The sequence below is a fragment of the Bacillus cereus group sp. N12 genome (genome assembly GCF_016483575.1).
GTDB classification, from domain to species: Bacteria; Bacillota; Bacilli; order Bacillales; family Bacillaceae_G; genus Bacillus_A; species Bacillus_A toyonensis.
Genome location: NZ_JAEHBO010000096.1, coordinates 1 through 16,675, shown reverse-complemented (window position 1 = coordinate 16,675; position 16,675 = coordinate 1). Strand labels below are relative to the sequence as shown.

Genomic DNA, 16,675 nt, shown 5'->3' with positions numbered 1-16,675 from the left:
TTCTAGCTTCGTCGGCAGCGTCAGATGTGTATAAGAGACAGATCTATGGTAGTGATAGAAAAATCGGCATTGCCCTATACTATTATAGATTTATAATTTAAATAAGCTTTAAATTAGTTAGACTTATCAATACTAATTTTTTTTCAGCTAAATTTATTAGAATTTCTATTAGAGATAAATATTAATTTATAAGCACTAAATGTTTGCTACGCCCTTAAATAAAGAATTTTTCTTTCTTGAAGTTGATCATAATATTAAAATTTCAGGAAATAGATGAATCGAAAGTAGGTAAAAAAATGTGTGGTTATGTGGGTTGCCTGTATAATACTGCAAAAAGTTATTCGGAAACAGAGAAAATACAATTTGAAAATATGACAAATCTGTTATACCATCGCGGTCCGGATGATCAAGGATATTTCCGTGACGAACATGTCCAATTTGGGTTTAGACGCTTAAGCATTATTGATTTGGATGCTGGACATCAACCGCTAACATATGAAAATGAGCGTTATATACTTATGTTCAATGGTGAAATTTATAATTATATAGAATTACGTGAAATGTTAATTAAACAGGGGGCAAATTTTTCAACTCAGTCAGATACGGAAGTTATTGTTGCATTATATGCTCATGTAAAAGAAGAATGTGTAAAACATCTTCGTGGAATGTATACTTTTGTTATTTGGGACCGTCAAGAGAAAAGATTATTTGGCGCGCGTGATCATTTTGGTATTAAACCGCTTTATATTGCAGAACAGGATGATACGACTTTCTTTGCATCTGAAAAGAAAAGTATCTTACATGTAATGCAGGATAAAGATATAAATCCAACTTCCCTGCAACATTATTTTACATACCAATATGGACCAGAACCAGAAACATTAACAAATAATATCAACAAAATTGAACCAGGTCATTATTTCATAAAAGAAATTGGAAAAGCGATAGAAATTCATTGCTACTGGAAACCATATTTCAATGCTGTAGATACCCCAAAAGAGGAACACATTCAAGCAATTCGTGATGTATTATATGATTCTGTAAAAGTACATATGCGCAGTGATGTTCCAGTAGGCGCATTCTTATCTGGCGGAATTGACTCGTCTATTATTGCTTCTATTGCAAAAGAAATAAATCCAAATCTCTTAACATTCTCTGTTGGTTTTGAGCACCGTGGATTTAGTGAAATAGATGTAGCGAAAGAAACTGCTGAAAAATTAGGTTTAAAAAACTATAGTGTATTGGTGAAACCACAAGAATTTATGGATGAATTTCCAAAAATCATGTGGCATATGGATGACCCATTAGCAGATCCAGCAGCAGTTCCATTATACTTTGTTGCAAAAGAAGCGCGTAAACATGTAACAGTTGTTCTTTCTGGTGAAGGTTCAGATGAGCTATTTGGAGGATATAATATTTACCGTGAGCCAAACTCTTTAAAAATGTTCTCATACATCCCAACCCCAGGTAAAACGGTTTTAAAAGCTTTAAGTGGAGCGCTTAAAGAAGGTTTTAAGGGAAAGAGTTTTCTTGAGCGTGGATGTACACCAATTGAAGAACGTTACTATGGTAATGCAAAGATCTTCCGTGAAAAAGAGAAAATGAAGTTAATGCAGTCTTACAGTGAAAGTGTTAACTATAAGGATGTAACCAAACCATTATATAATGAAATTAAGGATTATGATGATGTAAGTAAAATGCAATACATTGATATGTACACATGGTTACGTGGAGATATTTTATTAAAAGCGGATAAAATGTCTACCGCTCACTCATTAGAATTACGTGTTCCATTTCTAGATAAAGAAGTCTTTGATGTTGCTTCTAAAATCCCAACAGAATTTAAAATTGCCAATAGAACTACAAAGGCCATTTTACGTGAAGCTGTACGCGGTATTGTTCCCGATCATGTATTAGATCGTAAGAAACTTGGTTTTCCAGTACCAATCCGTCATTGGTTAAAAGATGAAATGCATGACTGGGCTCTAAACATTATTAAAGAAAGTAAAACCGAACATTTAATTGATAAAGAATATGTATTAAACTTACTGGAGGCACATTGTACAGATAAAGCTGACTATAGCCGTAAAATTTGGACAGTACTAGCATTTATGGTATGGCATCAAGTTTATATAGAACATAAATACGATACGAATTTATTTTGTGAAGAGTGTCGAGAGTATAACTTAGTTTAAAACTAAAGGCCCATCAATTTAAGAATTATATAACACCTCAAAACAAAAATTGTCCATTTTCACTTGGAGATTTCAATTTTTTCGTTTTTAAAGCTTCTAACATAGTAGTCATATACAATATGTTAGAAGCTTGATATTTTAAATATTTTTTGAATTTAGGTCTTGATAACGAACGGAGTCCATTTAACCATACCTCTTCCTTTTGGCATATTAGCGTTGTTCATGCTTTATGTCCTCCTAACAATGTGTTTCTGTATCTTGCGGTTGCACTATTTGTATACGAAATTCCTCGTAATATGCTGTTCTTACCAAATTTAGTGCGTATTTCGTCCATTACTTTAGTTAGTTTCATTTCTTTTTCTCGTTGTACTATATTATCAAATAGTGAGATTTGTTCTTCGCCTTCATTGATTAAGTTAGTTAAAGAAACATTGATGGATCTAATGGGTTCTCCGGTATAAAACTCATGTAAAAAATATATGCAAATCTTATAAATATCCATTGTTAAATTGGTTGGACGGTTCATGGTGTGAGTTTTTCTGAAACCTCCAGCGTAATCTTTGCTGTAACCAATAGAAAAATGAATAGTTTGAGCTAGTTTGTTTTGTCTTCGCATTCGATAACAAACTTCCTCGATATGTTCCAGTAGAATAATTGGGAATTCTTCTATGGTGTAATCACGCATAAGTATTTGGCTTTTACCAATAGAAGTTGTTGCTGGGACGTATTTTTTTGATATACGGCTAAAATCAATGCCGTTGCTATGTAAGTGTAGTTCTTCGCCAATGACCCCAAAACTTTGTTTTAGGTATTTAAGTGGATACTGTGCCAAGTCCCCGATTGAATGTATTCCTTTTCGGTTTAATTTTGCTTCTGTCTTACCCGAAATTCCCCAAAACTTACTAAGTGGTCGTATTGGCCATAATTTTATGGGTACATCTTCGTACTTCCAGTATGCTATGCAATCTTTCGTTTTCTTCGCTTCCACATCTAAAGCTACTTTGCTCATTAAAGGATTAGGGCCAATTCCTATCGTGCATTCAATCCGTGTCTTCGCATATATTTCACGCTTGAATTTCAATGCGAATTCATACGGATCGTTAGCAAATAGATGAAAACTATCCGTTATATCCATGAAGAATTCATCAATTGAATATTGGTGAAAATCCTCAACAGGAACATATTGTAGAGCTAGTTTAGTGATGAAATTAGAGCATTTTATGTACGTGCTCATAATTGGGTTTACCACAAGGATATCTTTACGACGTGGGATTTCATACAACCTTGCCATTTTCTTAACGCCTAACGCTTTTAATGGTGGCGTTGCAGCCAATACAATTGAGCCATTCCTGTTAACATCACCAACTACAGCTAATTTCGTGTGAAGTGGATCTAATCCCATCTTGATACAGCTGACTGAAGCATAAAAGCTACGAAGATCTACACATAAAACAATTCGATTCGGCAATATTGAATAGTCATACACCGTTATTCCTCCTAAATAACAGAACGTTAGTTCTTATTATATACGAATGTATGTTCTTTTATGAAGGGGTTTTTTCAAAAAATAAAAAAGCTGACTATATTTAGCCAGCTTTTTATTAAAAGAAGATACGTGATATAGTACTTAAAACCTCTGATATCCTTAGTAACATTAACAGGATTGTTGCTTTGATTTTAAACCTAGGCTTGTTAACCGCCATCTTAAATTTGATTTTCTTTCCGTTAGTATTGAAATTAATTTGCATTATAAATCCCCCCTATACTTATTAAAGAGGGACGAGTAATTAAAAAATCAAAGTGATAGGAAAATTTCAAGAAAAAAATAATTAGCCATTGGTTTTGAGTGCTGATTATTACATCCAAAAATCATGTTCATCTATATTCTTCCCTAGCTTTTTTAATCCCTTAACGATTTGAGTTATTGTTGAAAACTTGGGTCTATATTTTTTATCATTACACAGTTTAGAAACAGTACCTGTACTTAATTTTGATGTTCGTTCTAATTCGATTTGTGCTATTCCATTTGAATCTAAATAGCGACCGAATTTTGTACGCTTTTTCCCCAATCCGAACACGTTTATCACCTCATCCACATTTTGTACCATTTCTCATTTTTTTAAACTCAGGAAAAAAAGTAAGAAATTGGCCAAGCTGTACCCCATATGCTTTATCAAGGTCGCTACCAAAGTAAATAGCCTAATCGCTATCAAAGTAACTAGTATTTGTACTATCAAGGTAGCTATCAAATTAGTTATCAAAGTAACACTACCAAGGTTTTCAGCCAATAAACCTGAGGATCATCAGGATTTTAAATTCTGTTTATAAAGGGGGGATTTATATGTTAACAACATTCATTTCTTTAGGAGTTTTAGGAGCAACAACAATTGGTGGAGCGATATTAGAGAAACATCTTGTGAAAAATGATCACGTTGCAGCAGCTAAACTTTTAAGTGATGGAATGTATCACGGAATGAGGATAGGTGGGGTTTGTTTCATCGGTTATGTATTTATCAAAATCTTAATCATGTTCTAGGAGGTGCCACATGGGAATCGTCAAAGAATGGCTGCATAAACAAAGTTTAAAGAATCAACTTATAGAGGTATTTGGAAAAGCAGGTTTATATGTGGACCATCAAACAAGGGGAGGGAAAGTCCCAATTTATCCGAAGATACATGATATATCCTCTTCGAAAGAAAAGGTTCGATATATCTTCACTATTCCAAACGGTTTGGATCCAAAGACCATCGAAAAGAAATGGTTTTGCTTTCAACAAATATTAGGACGTAACATAGCGATTGAAGGAGATATTAAAAGGTTTGTCCTCAATGTGTTTCATTCGAATGCAGGATTACAACCATACAATTACAGTTATAAGAAGTGGCAGCCACTACTAAAAAAACATCGTCTTCCTGTTGTGGTAGGTCGGGACCAATTCGGAAATATGATTGTGTACGACATGGTTGATTCAAATACACCACACTTATTAATTGCAGGAGAAACAGGAAGCGGTAAAAGTAGTATGGTACGTGTTGTGCTGTCTACACTCATTCAAAGTATGTCTCCAAATAAATTACACTTGTACCTGGGCGACTTGAAGAATTCCGAATTTCATTTTTTGCGAAGAGTGAAACATGTAAAAGAGGTTTGCATGGAAGAAATCGAAATGAAGATTATGTTGCAGAAATTGTGGAAGGACATACGCGAGCGTAGAAAGTTGATGGAAGAGTATGAAGTAGATCATATTGATGAATACAATAAATTGAATCCTGATAATCAGAAACCATATATTTTACTTGCTATTGATGAAGTGGCCATGTTGCAAGATGAAAAAGAATGTATGTCCACAATTGAAAAGATATCGGCAGTCGGAAGGGCGTTAGGAGTCTTCCTCATGCTTTCTATGCAACGTCCTGATGCAAAAGTGTTAGATGGTAAGTTAAAGCTTAATATGACAGTCAGAATGGGCTTTAAATGTGATAGTACGATTAACAGTAATATCATGGGTACACCTGGATCAGAACACTTAGAGCAATCGGGCCAAATGATTTTGAAATTAAATGGATTAAAGAAAGTGCAAGCGCCTTATTTTGAATTAAGCAAAGCGAAGCAAATTGTTGAACCTTATCGCGTTTTGAAAGAGGATATGAAGCTTCAGAATCCTTCACAAGAAGAGAATCAATTGTTTGGAGTGTTAGTAGATTATGAAGAATAGAGACAAAGAGATACTGATTGATTTGAAACGTTTTAGGTGTATGTCTCGTGACGATATAATAGATTTGCATTTTAATGGACTTAAAAACGCGGTTACTTGCTGTAACACGGTGATGAAACGATTAAGAAGAGATGGCCATGTGGATGCCAATATCTCACAGCAACCATTTATATATTTCCCTCAACCTAGCACACTTCGCAAAACTAGCCAGAAGATTCCCCACTTCCTTGGCGTCGTGGACATATATAAACAGCTTATCCATTATGAAAAACCGAAATTATTTAAAGTGGAACCGAAGTATGGGAAAGAATTCATGGAACCTGATGCATTTACAATATGGCGTAGATCTCCATTCTTTATTGAAGTTCAAAAGTCAGTGTACAGCAAAAAGATTATGCAAGATAAAATCAACAGGTATGAATTATACTTTCACAGTCAGGAATGGCATAACGAATCTTGGCAGCCAAAGGGATCTAAATTCTTCCCATCAATCCTCATTATTACTGATAAGCAGTATGATATTAATTCTTCTAATTTACGTATTTTTCAATTTCCCTCAATTAGCAATTTTATGGATAGTCTTGCTACAAAAATATAGTAACTCTTTCCTAACTAAACAGCACACCCAATTGTACGGTCGAAGCTGGGAAGAGTTACAAGGATAACAGGCGATATCTATGTTATGAATTCAAAGTGTGATATAGAATTGAAATCCCAATCTAGGGATTTTTCTTTTTTTTAATCAATGTTATCTTAGTTTAATGTAAATATCGGAATATTGCTTTATGATGGTTTCAAATGGAGAGGGGACTTATTGTGAAATCATATGAAAAATATTTTATGTATCAACCAGATTTAAAAGAATTGTATGACGATAAGGCTATAATTGTTCCAGATACTAATTTTTTATTAATGGCTTATCAATGGCGAAACGTTACTACTGATGAAGTGAAAAATGTTTTAGAAGGTCTAAATAAAGAGAACAGACTTAAAATACCTGAGCAAGTTTTGCATGAATTCTCTAAAAATAGACAAACAGTTCTTTTAGAACAAATTGCATCGATAGATAATGAACTCAATAAAATTCAAAATCCTAAGAATGAAATAAAAGCATTTATGCCAACTGCTGAAACTTCTGAAGAAATAATTGACGCTCAGAATAAAAGTGAAAGTTTACTGAAGGCGGTTCAAGAATATAAAAAAAGTTTAAAAAAGGTAAAAGAGAAAATAACAGCATTAATCACTCATGATGAATATTTCGAATTCATAAAAGAACTCTGCCAGGGGGCATTTCTTCCGTATTCAAAAGATAAAGATATTTTAAGGGAAGAGGGATTAAAAAGGATTTCTCGCGGTATAAAACCAGGTACTGACGAGAACAAAAATGATCCGACTGGGGATTATATAATTTGGTCTGAAATCATGAATCTAAAAAGACATATTATTTTTGTGAGCAATGACCAAAAGAAAGATTGGATATATAAAAATAATAACGGCCAACAATTAGGGGTAGACCAAACTTTATTATCTGAATTTTACACCGAAACAGAAGGTAAATATTTCCTGCATGTTCTTCCAAAAAAATTCATTAAATTCATGGTTCCCGAACTAGAAAAGGTTGTTGAAGAAGATTTAGATAAAGTGAACATTGACCCTTTATCTTACTCAATATCTTCGAGTAAGATAGGTTTTGGAGACAAACAGGGGGATGTGAACAGGTATTGGCAGATTAAATTAAACAGGACTTTTACTCCTGAAGACACAAGAGTAATTAGGGGTATTTTTGATGATTGTGGTTATGAGCAAGCCCCTATGGTATTCATGCATAATGAAGATGATGATACAATTTCGATTATAGCTGATTGTTCGAATATGATTATGCCATTGACACATGATGACCTTTTGAAAAGAATGTACAATCATTTCGATAGAGGTGAAGTTACCATGACATTTGTTCCAAGACGTTCTTCAAAAATGCCAGAAGAACCATACCAGCTTACATTTTATTAATGCTATTACAGTAAAACCTGCATGATTAAATGCAGGTTTTACTGGTTTAATTCACAATCTTCCTTCATTCTTAAATATGTCCCACTCTTTTTTGTAGCCTTCAACATCCTTATTAACGCGTTCCTGAATGTTTTAATTTAATTAAGAGATATCCCTTCAATGAAGTCACTATATGTATGGTGAAAGCCTGTTACAATAGAATGAAGTCGAAAGTTTAAATACCCTTAGGTAGCTCTCATAGGTGTACAATCTATGGGGGCTTTTTTAACAAGGAAATATATAATTTCACGTACCGTAATATTTAATAAAGACCAAAAAATACAAAAGCAATAGTCTACATTGAATCTTATGTTGAACTCATCTGCTAAATGGATTCCCTTCTCTTTTGTCCAGAATCCTGTAGTCGTTTTTTTAAATTCCCACTCTTTAAAACGATTTGGATATAATTCATTCAACATATGATAAGGACGATTACCCCAAAATTATAGCGCATTTAACATAGCAAATGGACTTGATTTCCAAAACTTTATACAAGGAGTTTGGAGTCGATGTTTTAACAACCATTTTTGTGAATATACATCTATTAACTCTTCACGAGACAAGTAAACGGACCTTTATTTAATACTTAAATTATCATTCCGATTTTTACCACAAATTCTTTTTAATTGTATAGCAGGTGAGAATTTTCTGTACTTATTTCGTTTTAGCTTCCATACTTTATGTATGTAGTGCATTCTTATCAATTTTCCCCATTACTTTAACTCGTAGGGGCATTAACTTTAGAACTCTGCTAATGGATAAGCAAGTTAATAATTATACTTGAAAATGGAGTGATACGATGAATAAGACGTATGATGTCATCATTACCGGTGCTAGATGTGCCGGCTCTACCCTGGCAATTTATCTTGCTAAGGCAGGTTTCCATGTGTTGTTAGTGGACCGAGCGAATTTTCCAAGGGACACATTATCAACCCATACCTTTTTCAATAATACTGTCGCTCTTCTTCGAGAAACCGGTGTCCTGGACAAGTTATTGGAAACAAAAGCACCGCCGGTACGGGATATTAAATTTCAATTTGAGGATACCGTGATAGAAGGTCTCATCCCTGAGGTTTACGGAGAGGAAAGTTGTTATTGTATTAGAAGAACTTATCTCGATCATATTCTACTTGAACAAGCCAAATCCCAAATGAATGTAACTGTTTTAGAAGGATTTCGTGTGACGGATGTCATCCGTGATGACGAAACAGTGATAGGCGTGAAAGGTTTAGACGGCGACAACGAGAAACAAGAATTTTTAGCTCGCCTGGTAGTCGGGGCAGACGGCCGATCCTCTATTATTCGCAAGCTGGTAAAAAGTGAACTCAAAATAAGTATTCCGGCAACAGTCGGCATCTATTTCGGGTATTTCTCTGGATTTCGCCACGATAATGTCCCTAAATTTGAAGTATACAAGATAAAAGATAACACAGCCATTCTCTTTCCGACGAATGATGATTTATATGTAATTGTCGGCATTTTCCCATTAGAAAATAAGGAATTGATAGAACGGTTGAAATTAAATCCGGAAAGCTGTCTACGCAATTTCTTTACAGATAACTTTCCGAATACAACAATTGGGGCGCGCTTGAAAAATGCAGAACTAGTAGAACCGGTCAAAGGCATTCTCGGATATGATAATTACTGGTATAAAGGAATGGGAAAAGGATGGGCGTTGGTTGGAGATGCAGTTTGTTTTAAAGATCCTGGCATGGCGCAGGGTATCCATGATGCTATATGTGGAGCACGTATATTATCCAATATTCTATCAAAATATAAGGGAAAATCCGATCAATCAAATCAAATGTCTGAAGAATATCAAAAGGCAATAGAAGATGAGTTTATGGTTCGGTTTCACATGGGATGCCAAATTTCGAAGAATGAACGCATATCTGAACAACAGGATGCTGTCAACAAGCTAATCAGTTCCCATCCAGAGGCTATAGAGAAGTTTTTAGGGATTTACAATTATGCAAACGAGCCCGCTGTTTTAGAAAAAGAACTCGCACGAATTATGCAATCGATCTAGCAATGATTTTAGAGATTAAGTGATTTAAGTACAAAAATAATTCACTATGAACCTCCCCCACTTACTCGCTTCCGCTTGAAGTGGGGATTTCTTAGCATCAACAAAGACAAGGTCCCATGAGAAGCGGATTTTCCACCTCCTCTCTGCACCTATGCAGGGACCCCCTTTTCTTCATTTGACTAAGCAACTTCTGCACATGCAGAAGGGTGGGAACACACCGTCTACTACTTTTTGCTTACGCAATCCACAAATACTTTCTCTTCGTTTCTTCCGGGATATGACACATCTTTCCGTACAGTTCTTTTGCCAAAATGTTGCGGGCACCGTGAATGTCCCAGTGTTCTTCGTAGCCGCACACACAAACGTAGTTACGTGTCCGCATTTTCTTTCTTCTTTGGCAACAAGGGCATGTTTGAGAAGTGTATGCTTCGTCTACGAGAAACAATAGAGGTACCTTTAGCAATCTAACCTATTTCGGGGTACAGCCGAGATACGTGTAAAAATAGGTCATAGCGATACATTTTTTTCCAGACGTTATTTTTCGGAGACATTTGTAACATAAACGCGTTCGTTTTTGTTACGTTTTGTGTTTGAAAAAAGGATAAACACAATCATTATTTTTGGGGAAAAACTTGGGGTGTACCAATATGTCCGCAATGTAATGAACAAGCACATCAAATAGTTACTTTTGATTTAAACGATTTTAGATTAGAGGAACTTAGAACGGAAGAATTAACAGAGCTGCCGCTAATCACTTGTTTAAACTGTTCATTATATGAGAACGTACAAAATTTCCAATTAAATATTGAGCAACGTTCTATACATATTGTTAATCAAAGTGAGATATTTGATTGGAAATATGAAATGATTGATAAAATTCCAGTTCCTTTGCCTAAATATGATATGAAATTAATAAATATGGAGAGTTATGATACCCCTTGTAATGATGAGGAGTATGAAAAAGCAATTGATTCTATAGGAACAGATTATATCTGTAGGCTACTTGGAGCGCCTCTATATATAGACGATTCTATAGAGGCGAAGTGTCCTTGTTGCTCTAAAAGTATGAAATATGTGGCTATGGTGGCCGGAGAGGATTATGGGCATGAAGGAGAACTTGTAGGAGGAGTAAGTTTTCAAATTGGAGAGAGTTATTTATATTTTTATCTATGTAAAGAGTGTCTAATAATACAAACTTCAATGCAGAGTACTTAATTTTGTTCCATAGTATTGAAATTCTATTTTAATGTGAAGAGAAAACACACCATGTATAGATTATACTTTCGAGATAAGGATGCTTGGAATTAAGCGTTTTAATAATTAAGGGTATGATAAAATGTAGGTTATATTTTGAGTAAAAAGAATGTGTATAAAAAACAAGTTGTAGTTTTACCTTAAATCATTAGGGGAAAAATATTCTAATAGTTTGTAAAGGAGTGTTTCTTACATTGGAACCAAAAATTATACTAGGAATACCAGGGATATGGAAAAGTAGGGCAGAATTGGTACAGGAAGTAATTAGTAAAAGTGGAGGTTATATTTTAGCAGGAAATATTATACATCATAAGGAGAAAGATATCGTTTCTTGTTAAATCAAAATTTAAATGTTGATTTAAAACAAATGTTTAAAAATAAATTTGATGAAATCAGAAAGATAGAAGATGAAGTTATTGAAATGATTGTTGAAATAGAGCATTTTGACTTGTATGAAAAAAGCAATTTGTTTTTTGAAACGATTTATACTGAGATTGTTTTTGAAACAAAAAACGAGTTGAAAAATTATTTACTAAAATTAGATGGGAATATAAGAGAAGTAAATGAAATAGTATCTGTTGAATTAGCATCTTATCTAAATAAATAAGATTATGAAGAATATCCAGTCTATAAAATACATAACAGCTTTTTAAATAAAATATATTCTCTCATTTTTATGCATTTATATCTCTAATTTTAAAAAGTTACCTGTAGAATTAAAGGTATAGGATTTCTCGCAATAAAAAAGTTATTTGGATGTTTTTTTCAGTTATATAAAAAATATTATAATAAACATGAAGCCAAGTAAGAGGAAGGGAAGTATGATGTAATCTAATTGTTAAATTGATGAAAATTTCCTCTTGGATGGAATAATTAAGTTTTAGTTAAAAATGTAAATTAAATTGCTATTGGAAATAGATACACAATTAATCAGATACACAAAAAGTACCTATGAAAGTAGGTACTTTTTTATTTGTTATATAGAAATTACACATTAATTCATACTTGAGGTACTTTAAAAATAGATATATATCTTTCAGTAAGAATCCTACATTCTTCTGTCCAGTTTCTCTTCATTTATTTTCCCTCTCATCTATACTGTTTACTACTAGTATAGTTTTAACAATAAAAAATCATCAAGGAGAGAAAGGAAGGAAAAACAACTTAGAATTTTCACCTTTTATTAGAATTTATGTGACGGACTAAAGTAGCAACCCTGTGATTACCCCTATATGTAAAGTGACAATAAAGTTATTTTATTAAACAATGAATAAAAAATGGGCGAAAAAACATAATAACTAAAGAAACATCTCACTATTTGATTTACTTGGGTTGTGAAATTTGTTCAATTGGCCATAGTTTATAAATCAAAAAAAGCGTTACGTTAATTATGCAACAGAAAATCGAGAATTTTAGAATTCAATACTTAAATTATAGTTGTCAATAAAAAATATTTTAAGGAGAGATGTAGATGTCTGTTCATATTCTTGAAGAACTTTTTCAATGGGGTTCTAAGCATCAGGATAACCAGTGTCTTGTAGATATTGTAATAACAACTAATGATGTGAGCAAAAATAACCTAGTCAGCTATGCCGAAGGCACAATTCAATTTTACCCCTTTAAAAGATTTGCACTGGATCTTGAGCCCGCAAGATTTTCGGCGATTGAAATAAAGCAATATTTTAGTGATAGAAGACAAGGAATTTGTCCATTTAATTGTGAAAAAATTGGATCTCTAGACATTAGTATTACTGAACAGCTTTTCAATTATGATATTTACATAACGTCAAACAACGAGGAGTTTCGCCTAAAAGAAGCTAGTTTTGATGTTGCAAGTGGCATAGTATATGGAACAGCTAATAAAACATTTATTACAATAAGTTTTTGCAATAGACGAATTAGTTCCTCATAAGTCCAAAAGGAAAAGTAAAAAATGAAGAAAACGCTGTCGATTATGAATAAACGGATAAATTACTATTTTTTTAGTGTAGCACAATATAATGAGTACTATTGTCTCGATAAAATCCAATCTTTCTCCTTTTTGCAGCGCAATAACTAACAGAATCGTAAAACATTACTAGGATTACTTAGCGATCTTGTTAGCACAAGTTCAGGGGATTAGCCTGCGATGCGTTTGAAAACAAGAAAATAGTTACTCATTATTTAGGTAAAGCTTTCGTCAATTTTAATAATCTTTTAGCTCCATAACTATCCCTTGGACAATCTTTTGTCAGTTATACCACATTGTATCATTCCCATCCCACTTCACTTACGCGTAGTTAAATACATTTTGTAAATCTGCAAATAGAACAAAAGGAAACTGTTAATCAACAATGGGACGCGATTGTTGATTAACACCTAGATTTCTAAACGACTTTATTGTTATATTTTTTAGTGGAGTGAAGCATCTTACCTTAAGATTAAACAACTATAAGTAGAGGTATCGACAGCATTCCATAGAAAAAGCACGCTAAGAGTATGCAAGATTTTATACAGTTTTTCGGGTAATCCAGTACCAAACGAGAACCCTAAATCCGCGCCAGGATAGGAATGTATAAAAAAATGAATAGAGTGAAAAGGCGGATTCCTTGTGAAATTAGGGATCTGCCTTTTTCCTTGCTACCGATAATAGGACTTTATGTTAACCTTACAGGTATAGGATATACATTGCTCCTTGTTCAACTGAAGAACAGGATGTTTAATCAAATTTCAAGTGAAAGGACGTTATAAAATATGGAAACGAATAAGTTTAAAGTTACACCTGAAAAACTGAAAGATAAGACAGTGGAAGATCTTGCTATTACTACTAATGCTGTAGTTATAAAATTTACTGATGGTACGTTTTTAGACATCTATCTCGATGAATCTGGAAAAACATTAAAAACATCGACAAACAAGCTGGAATGTTAAAAACTATAAAGTACTTTAATTGAGCAAGAAACTAAAAATTTTCAACTTCCGCTTTCAAGAATTATGTGAATACGAAAGTCCTCCAGTTATACACTCTGGAGGACTTTTAGTAGTCTTCTAAATACATTGACTCCCGATAATGAGACGGTATGTTAACTTGACGTGTATATGTTATATATCAAAACTCCTCATCTAGCATTCCTCCCACATGGTACAATTAGGAGAAAGAGGAGGACTTCAAAATGATTTTAGAAGCAGTCATATTGCAAGTAAAAGACGGTATGGAGACGGAGTATGAATCGGTATTTAAGCAAGCATCTTCAATCATTTCTTCCATGCAAGGATACATAAATCATGAATTACAACGCTGTATGGAGCAGAAAGGAAAATATTTGCTCCTTGTGCAATGGGAAACTTTAGAAGACCACACGATAGGATTTCGTCAATCTGAACAATATCAAGAGTGGAAGGCATTATTGCATCACTTTTATGATCCATTTCCAACAGTTGAACACTTTAAGTGTGTAGAGTTATCACGAAACTGAACTTGACTGTCTATTAATACTTGGAAAGTAACTTCCAATAATGATAATTATTAAATAAGCTGTCCTTATGGGCAGCTTATTGTATTTTTTGCTTAGCGTAGTTTTTTTACAAAATGCTAACGGTACTCCTATATGTAATTAGAGATAAATATTAAATTATGATTCAAAGGAAATAAATAGTTTAAAATATAAAGCAATATTAATTTATAATGGATATATATATGTAAGGGGGAGTCGTTTTGTACAAAGAGTATTTAGAAAAATCCATTGCGAAATTAAAAATGACTTTAGATGATAGTGGTACTCGACCAATTCTTTTTATCGGATCAGGATTTTCAATTCGATATATTAATGGACCAAATTGGTTAGGACTTTTAAAACAACTTGTTGAATTAAACCCTGAAATAAAAATGCCTATTGGCTATTATAATCAGAAAAAAGGAGGTAATTACCCTTTAATTGCATCAGCTATTGTAGAAGAGTATCAAAGCTACGCTTGGATGAAACAAGGTACTGGTTTATATCCTGAACACCTTTACGGTACAGAATTTTCAGATAGTATTTACCTGAAATATCAAATAAAAATGATTTTCGAGGAATTATTGTCACAATTTAATTTAGAAACAAATGTACATAAAGACGAAATCGAGATCTTAAAAACTTTAAACCCACATGCAATAATTACAACTAATTATGATCAATTACTTGAAACGCTATTTCCGAATTTCAATGTAATTGTTGGGGAACAAGTGATAAAAGATCGAAAAGCATTGAACATAGGACATATATTAAAAGTACATGGGTGTGTAAGTAATCCTGAAGAAATTATCATTTCAGATGACGATTATAAATTGTTTAAAAAGAAAAGAAAATATTTGTCTGCCAAATTGTTAACATACTTTATGGAACATCCCATAGTCTTCATTGGATACTCTATAAGCGATGAAAACATTCAAAAAATCCTATCCGATATTTCTGAAATAGTTAGTGAAACCGAAGATGAAATAGTTAATAACATATGGTTCGTAGAATGGAAAAAAGAAAGCATCCCAGAAGATTTTACTCCACCAATTGATAAAGTAATACCATTAGGAGAAGGGCAAAACATCCGAGTTAATTATCTTTTAGTTAATACGTTTGAAGATGTATATAAGAGTTTAATGCAAAGTGATAAATCTGATATAGACTTTTTAAGTACTCTACAGGAAAATATCTACAATATTGTTAAAAGTAAAACTGTAACTAATTTAGAAGTTGATATGGTTAGAATGAACGGTTTAAGAGATATAGAAACCCTTTCCAGTTATTTAGGGTTTAAATCCAAATCAAGCGAACAAGCTAGTACAAAACAAGTGACATTAGGTGGATTTGGACAAATTTTAGATCCTGAACAAGCGTTAGCAAGATACCCTATGAGACTTACAGATGTATCAAGTAAATTAGGGTATAGTTATTGGCATAAAGTAAATGTAGCTATAAACAAAGTTAAAACAGATACTAATTTTGACATAAAAGGTTCTAATAATATATATCATATTGATATGGGAATCAATGGATCTCAACATAGGTACTCAGCTGATTTTCTAGAGCTTATTACAAAAGTGATAAACGAAGAGAATTATGAAGTAATTACTGACACAAATGAGAAGATTGAGGTACATTCTCGTAGTCTCCAAGAAAGTTAAGTGTTGGCATAAAGTTTTGGAATTCTACAATTGAAATTCGTATATGATTTTATCAATAATAAAATATAAGAATGTAGATTATACTATAAGTAATAGAATCCTTATTATAAGGATTCTTTTTTTTTTATCAAAAATCTACAAAGAAAAAAGATAAGATCGGGAACACAATCTTATCTTTAGTACAAGGAGTAAACAAAAGGATAACTATCATATTATTATTATAATTTATTTTTTGTTAATTTTGAATATTAGAACCATAATTAACAAGTATATCTATATTGAGAAATTTATT

At 33.0% G+C, this 16,675-nt stretch carries 15 protein-coding genes and 1 pseudogene; 13 read left to right on the top strand and 3 right to left on the bottom strand.

What is annotated here, in order from left to right; all coding sequences use genetic code 11:
• Positions 1-296 precede the first annotated feature (296 nt).
• The gene (asnB, locus tag JDS92_RS26545) at positions 297-2,195 is read left to right on the top strand and encodes an asparagine synthase (glutamine-hydrolyzing) (protein ID WP_199632795.1); all 1,899 of its coding nucleotides are present in this window, start codon (positions 297-299) and stop codon (positions 2,193-2,195) included.
• Positions 2,196-2,415: 220 nt separating this feature from the next.
• On the opposite strand, the gene JDS92_RS26540 is transcribed toward asnB, so the two are convergent.
• Together JDS92_RS26540 and JDS92_RS26535 are read right to left on the bottom strand one after the other, a co-directional pair.
• Positions 2,416-3,681 carry a Y-family DNA polymerase gene (locus tag JDS92_RS26540; protein ID WP_199632794.1) on the bottom strand — a complete coding sequence of 422 codons (1,266 nt, stop codon included), beginning with the start codon at positions 3,679-3,681 and terminating at the stop codon, positions 2,416-2,418.
• A gap of 370 nt (positions 3,682-4,051) precedes the next feature.
• Positions 4,052-4,273 (bottom strand): helix-turn-helix domain-containing protein, encoded by a 222-nt coding sequence (locus JDS92_RS26535; RefSeq protein WP_098885653.1) that lies wholly within the window; start codon positions 4,271-4,273, stop codon positions 4,052-4,054.
• Positions 4,274-4,536: 263 nt separating this feature from the next.
• Here JDS92_RS26535 and JDS92_RS26530 point away from each other — a divergent pair, with 263 nt between their 5' ends.
• The 5 genes from JDS92_RS26530 (at position 4,537) to JDS92_RS26510 (ending at position 9,989) form a co-directional block, all read left to right on the top strand.
• Entirely contained in the window at positions 4,537-4,731 is a 195-nt protein-coding gene (locus JDS92_RS26530) for a hypothetical protein (RefSeq protein ID WP_058839877.1), read from the top strand.
• A 10-nt stretch (positions 4,732-4,741) separates the two neighbouring features.
• Positions 4,742-5,911: an FtsK/SpoIIIE domain-containing protein gene (locus JDS92_RS26525; RefSeq protein WP_199632793.1), complete on the top strand. Its 1,170-nt coding sequence runs from the start codon at positions 4,742-4,744 to the stop codon at positions 5,909-5,911.
• Positions 5,901-6,509: a replication-relaxation family protein gene (locus JDS92_RS26520; RefSeq protein ID WP_199632792.1), complete on the top strand. Its 609-nt coding sequence runs from the start codon at positions 5,901-5,903 to the stop codon at positions 6,507-6,509. The genes JDS92_RS26525 and JDS92_RS26520 overlap by 11 nt, the downstream gene beginning before the upstream one ends.
• A gap of 218 nt (positions 6,510-6,727) precedes the next feature.
• Positions 6,728-7,921, top strand: coding sequence for a PIN-like domain-containing protein (locus JDS92_RS26515; RefSeq protein ID WP_199632791.1), 1,194 nt, complete (start codon positions 6,728-6,730; stop codon positions 7,919-7,921).
• An 838-nt stretch (positions 7,922-8,759) separates the two neighbouring features.
• Positions 8,760-9,989, top strand: a complete 1,230-nt coding sequence (locus JDS92_RS26510) for an NAD(P)/FAD-dependent oxidoreductase (RefSeq protein ID WP_199632790.1) — start codon at positions 8,760-8,762, stop codon at positions 9,987-9,989.
• A 235-nt stretch (positions 9,990-10,224) separates the two neighbouring features.
• Here the strand turns inward: JDS92_RS26510 and JDS92_RS26505 are convergent, their stop codons facing one another.
• A complete protein-coding gene (locus JDS92_RS26505) occupies positions 10,225-10,434 on the bottom strand; it encodes a zinc ribbon domain-containing protein (protein ID WP_274606231.1) in 210 nt (69 codons plus the stop codon).
• Between the two features lie 419 nt (positions 10,435-10,853).
• On the opposite strand from JDS92_RS26505, the gene JDS92_RS31105 reads away from it, so the two are divergent.
• The 7 genes and pseudogenes from JDS92_RS31105 to JDS92_RS26470 all read left to right on the top strand — a co-directional run bounded on the left by JDS92_RS31105 (position 10,854) and on the right by JDS92_RS26470 (position 16,383).
• Positions 10,854-11,204 carry a hypothetical protein gene (locus JDS92_RS31105; RefSeq protein ID WP_242476041.1) on the top strand — a complete coding sequence of 117 codons (351 nt, stop codon included), beginning with the start codon at positions 10,854-10,856 and terminating at the stop codon, positions 11,202-11,204.
• 233 nt (positions 11,205-11,437) lie between these two features.
• Positions 11,438-11,569 (top strand): annotated as a pseudogene (locus tag JDS92_RS26495) (DUF4261 domain-containing protein); the annotation flags it as partial.
• 5 nt (positions 11,570-11,574) lie between these two features.
• Entirely contained in the window at positions 11,575-11,850 is a 276-nt protein-coding gene (locus tag JDS92_RS26490) for a hypothetical protein (protein WP_242476039.1), read from the top strand.
• Between the two features lie 864 nt (positions 11,851-12,714).
• Positions 12,715-13,155: a hypothetical protein gene (locus JDS92_RS26485; RefSeq protein WP_199632789.1), complete on the top strand. Its 441-nt coding sequence runs from the start codon at positions 12,715-12,717 to the stop codon at positions 13,153-13,155.
• A gap of 821 nt (positions 13,156-13,976) precedes the next feature.
• Entirely contained in the window at positions 13,977-14,153 is a 177-nt protein-coding gene (locus JDS92_RS26480; RefSeq protein WP_165497441.1) for a hypothetical protein, read from the top strand.
• A 242-nt stretch (positions 14,154-14,395) separates the two neighbouring features.
• Positions 14,396-14,698, top strand: coding sequence for an antibiotic biosynthesis monooxygenase family protein (locus JDS92_RS26475; RefSeq protein WP_199632788.1), 303 nt, complete (start codon positions 14,396-14,398; stop codon positions 14,696-14,698).
• Positions 14,699-14,937: 239 nt separating this feature from the next.
• Positions 14,938-16,383, top strand: coding sequence for an SIR2 family protein (locus tag JDS92_RS26470; RefSeq protein ID WP_242476038.1), 1,446 nt, complete (start codon positions 14,938-14,940; stop codon positions 16,381-16,383).
• Positions 16,384-16,675 lie beyond the last annotated feature (292 nt).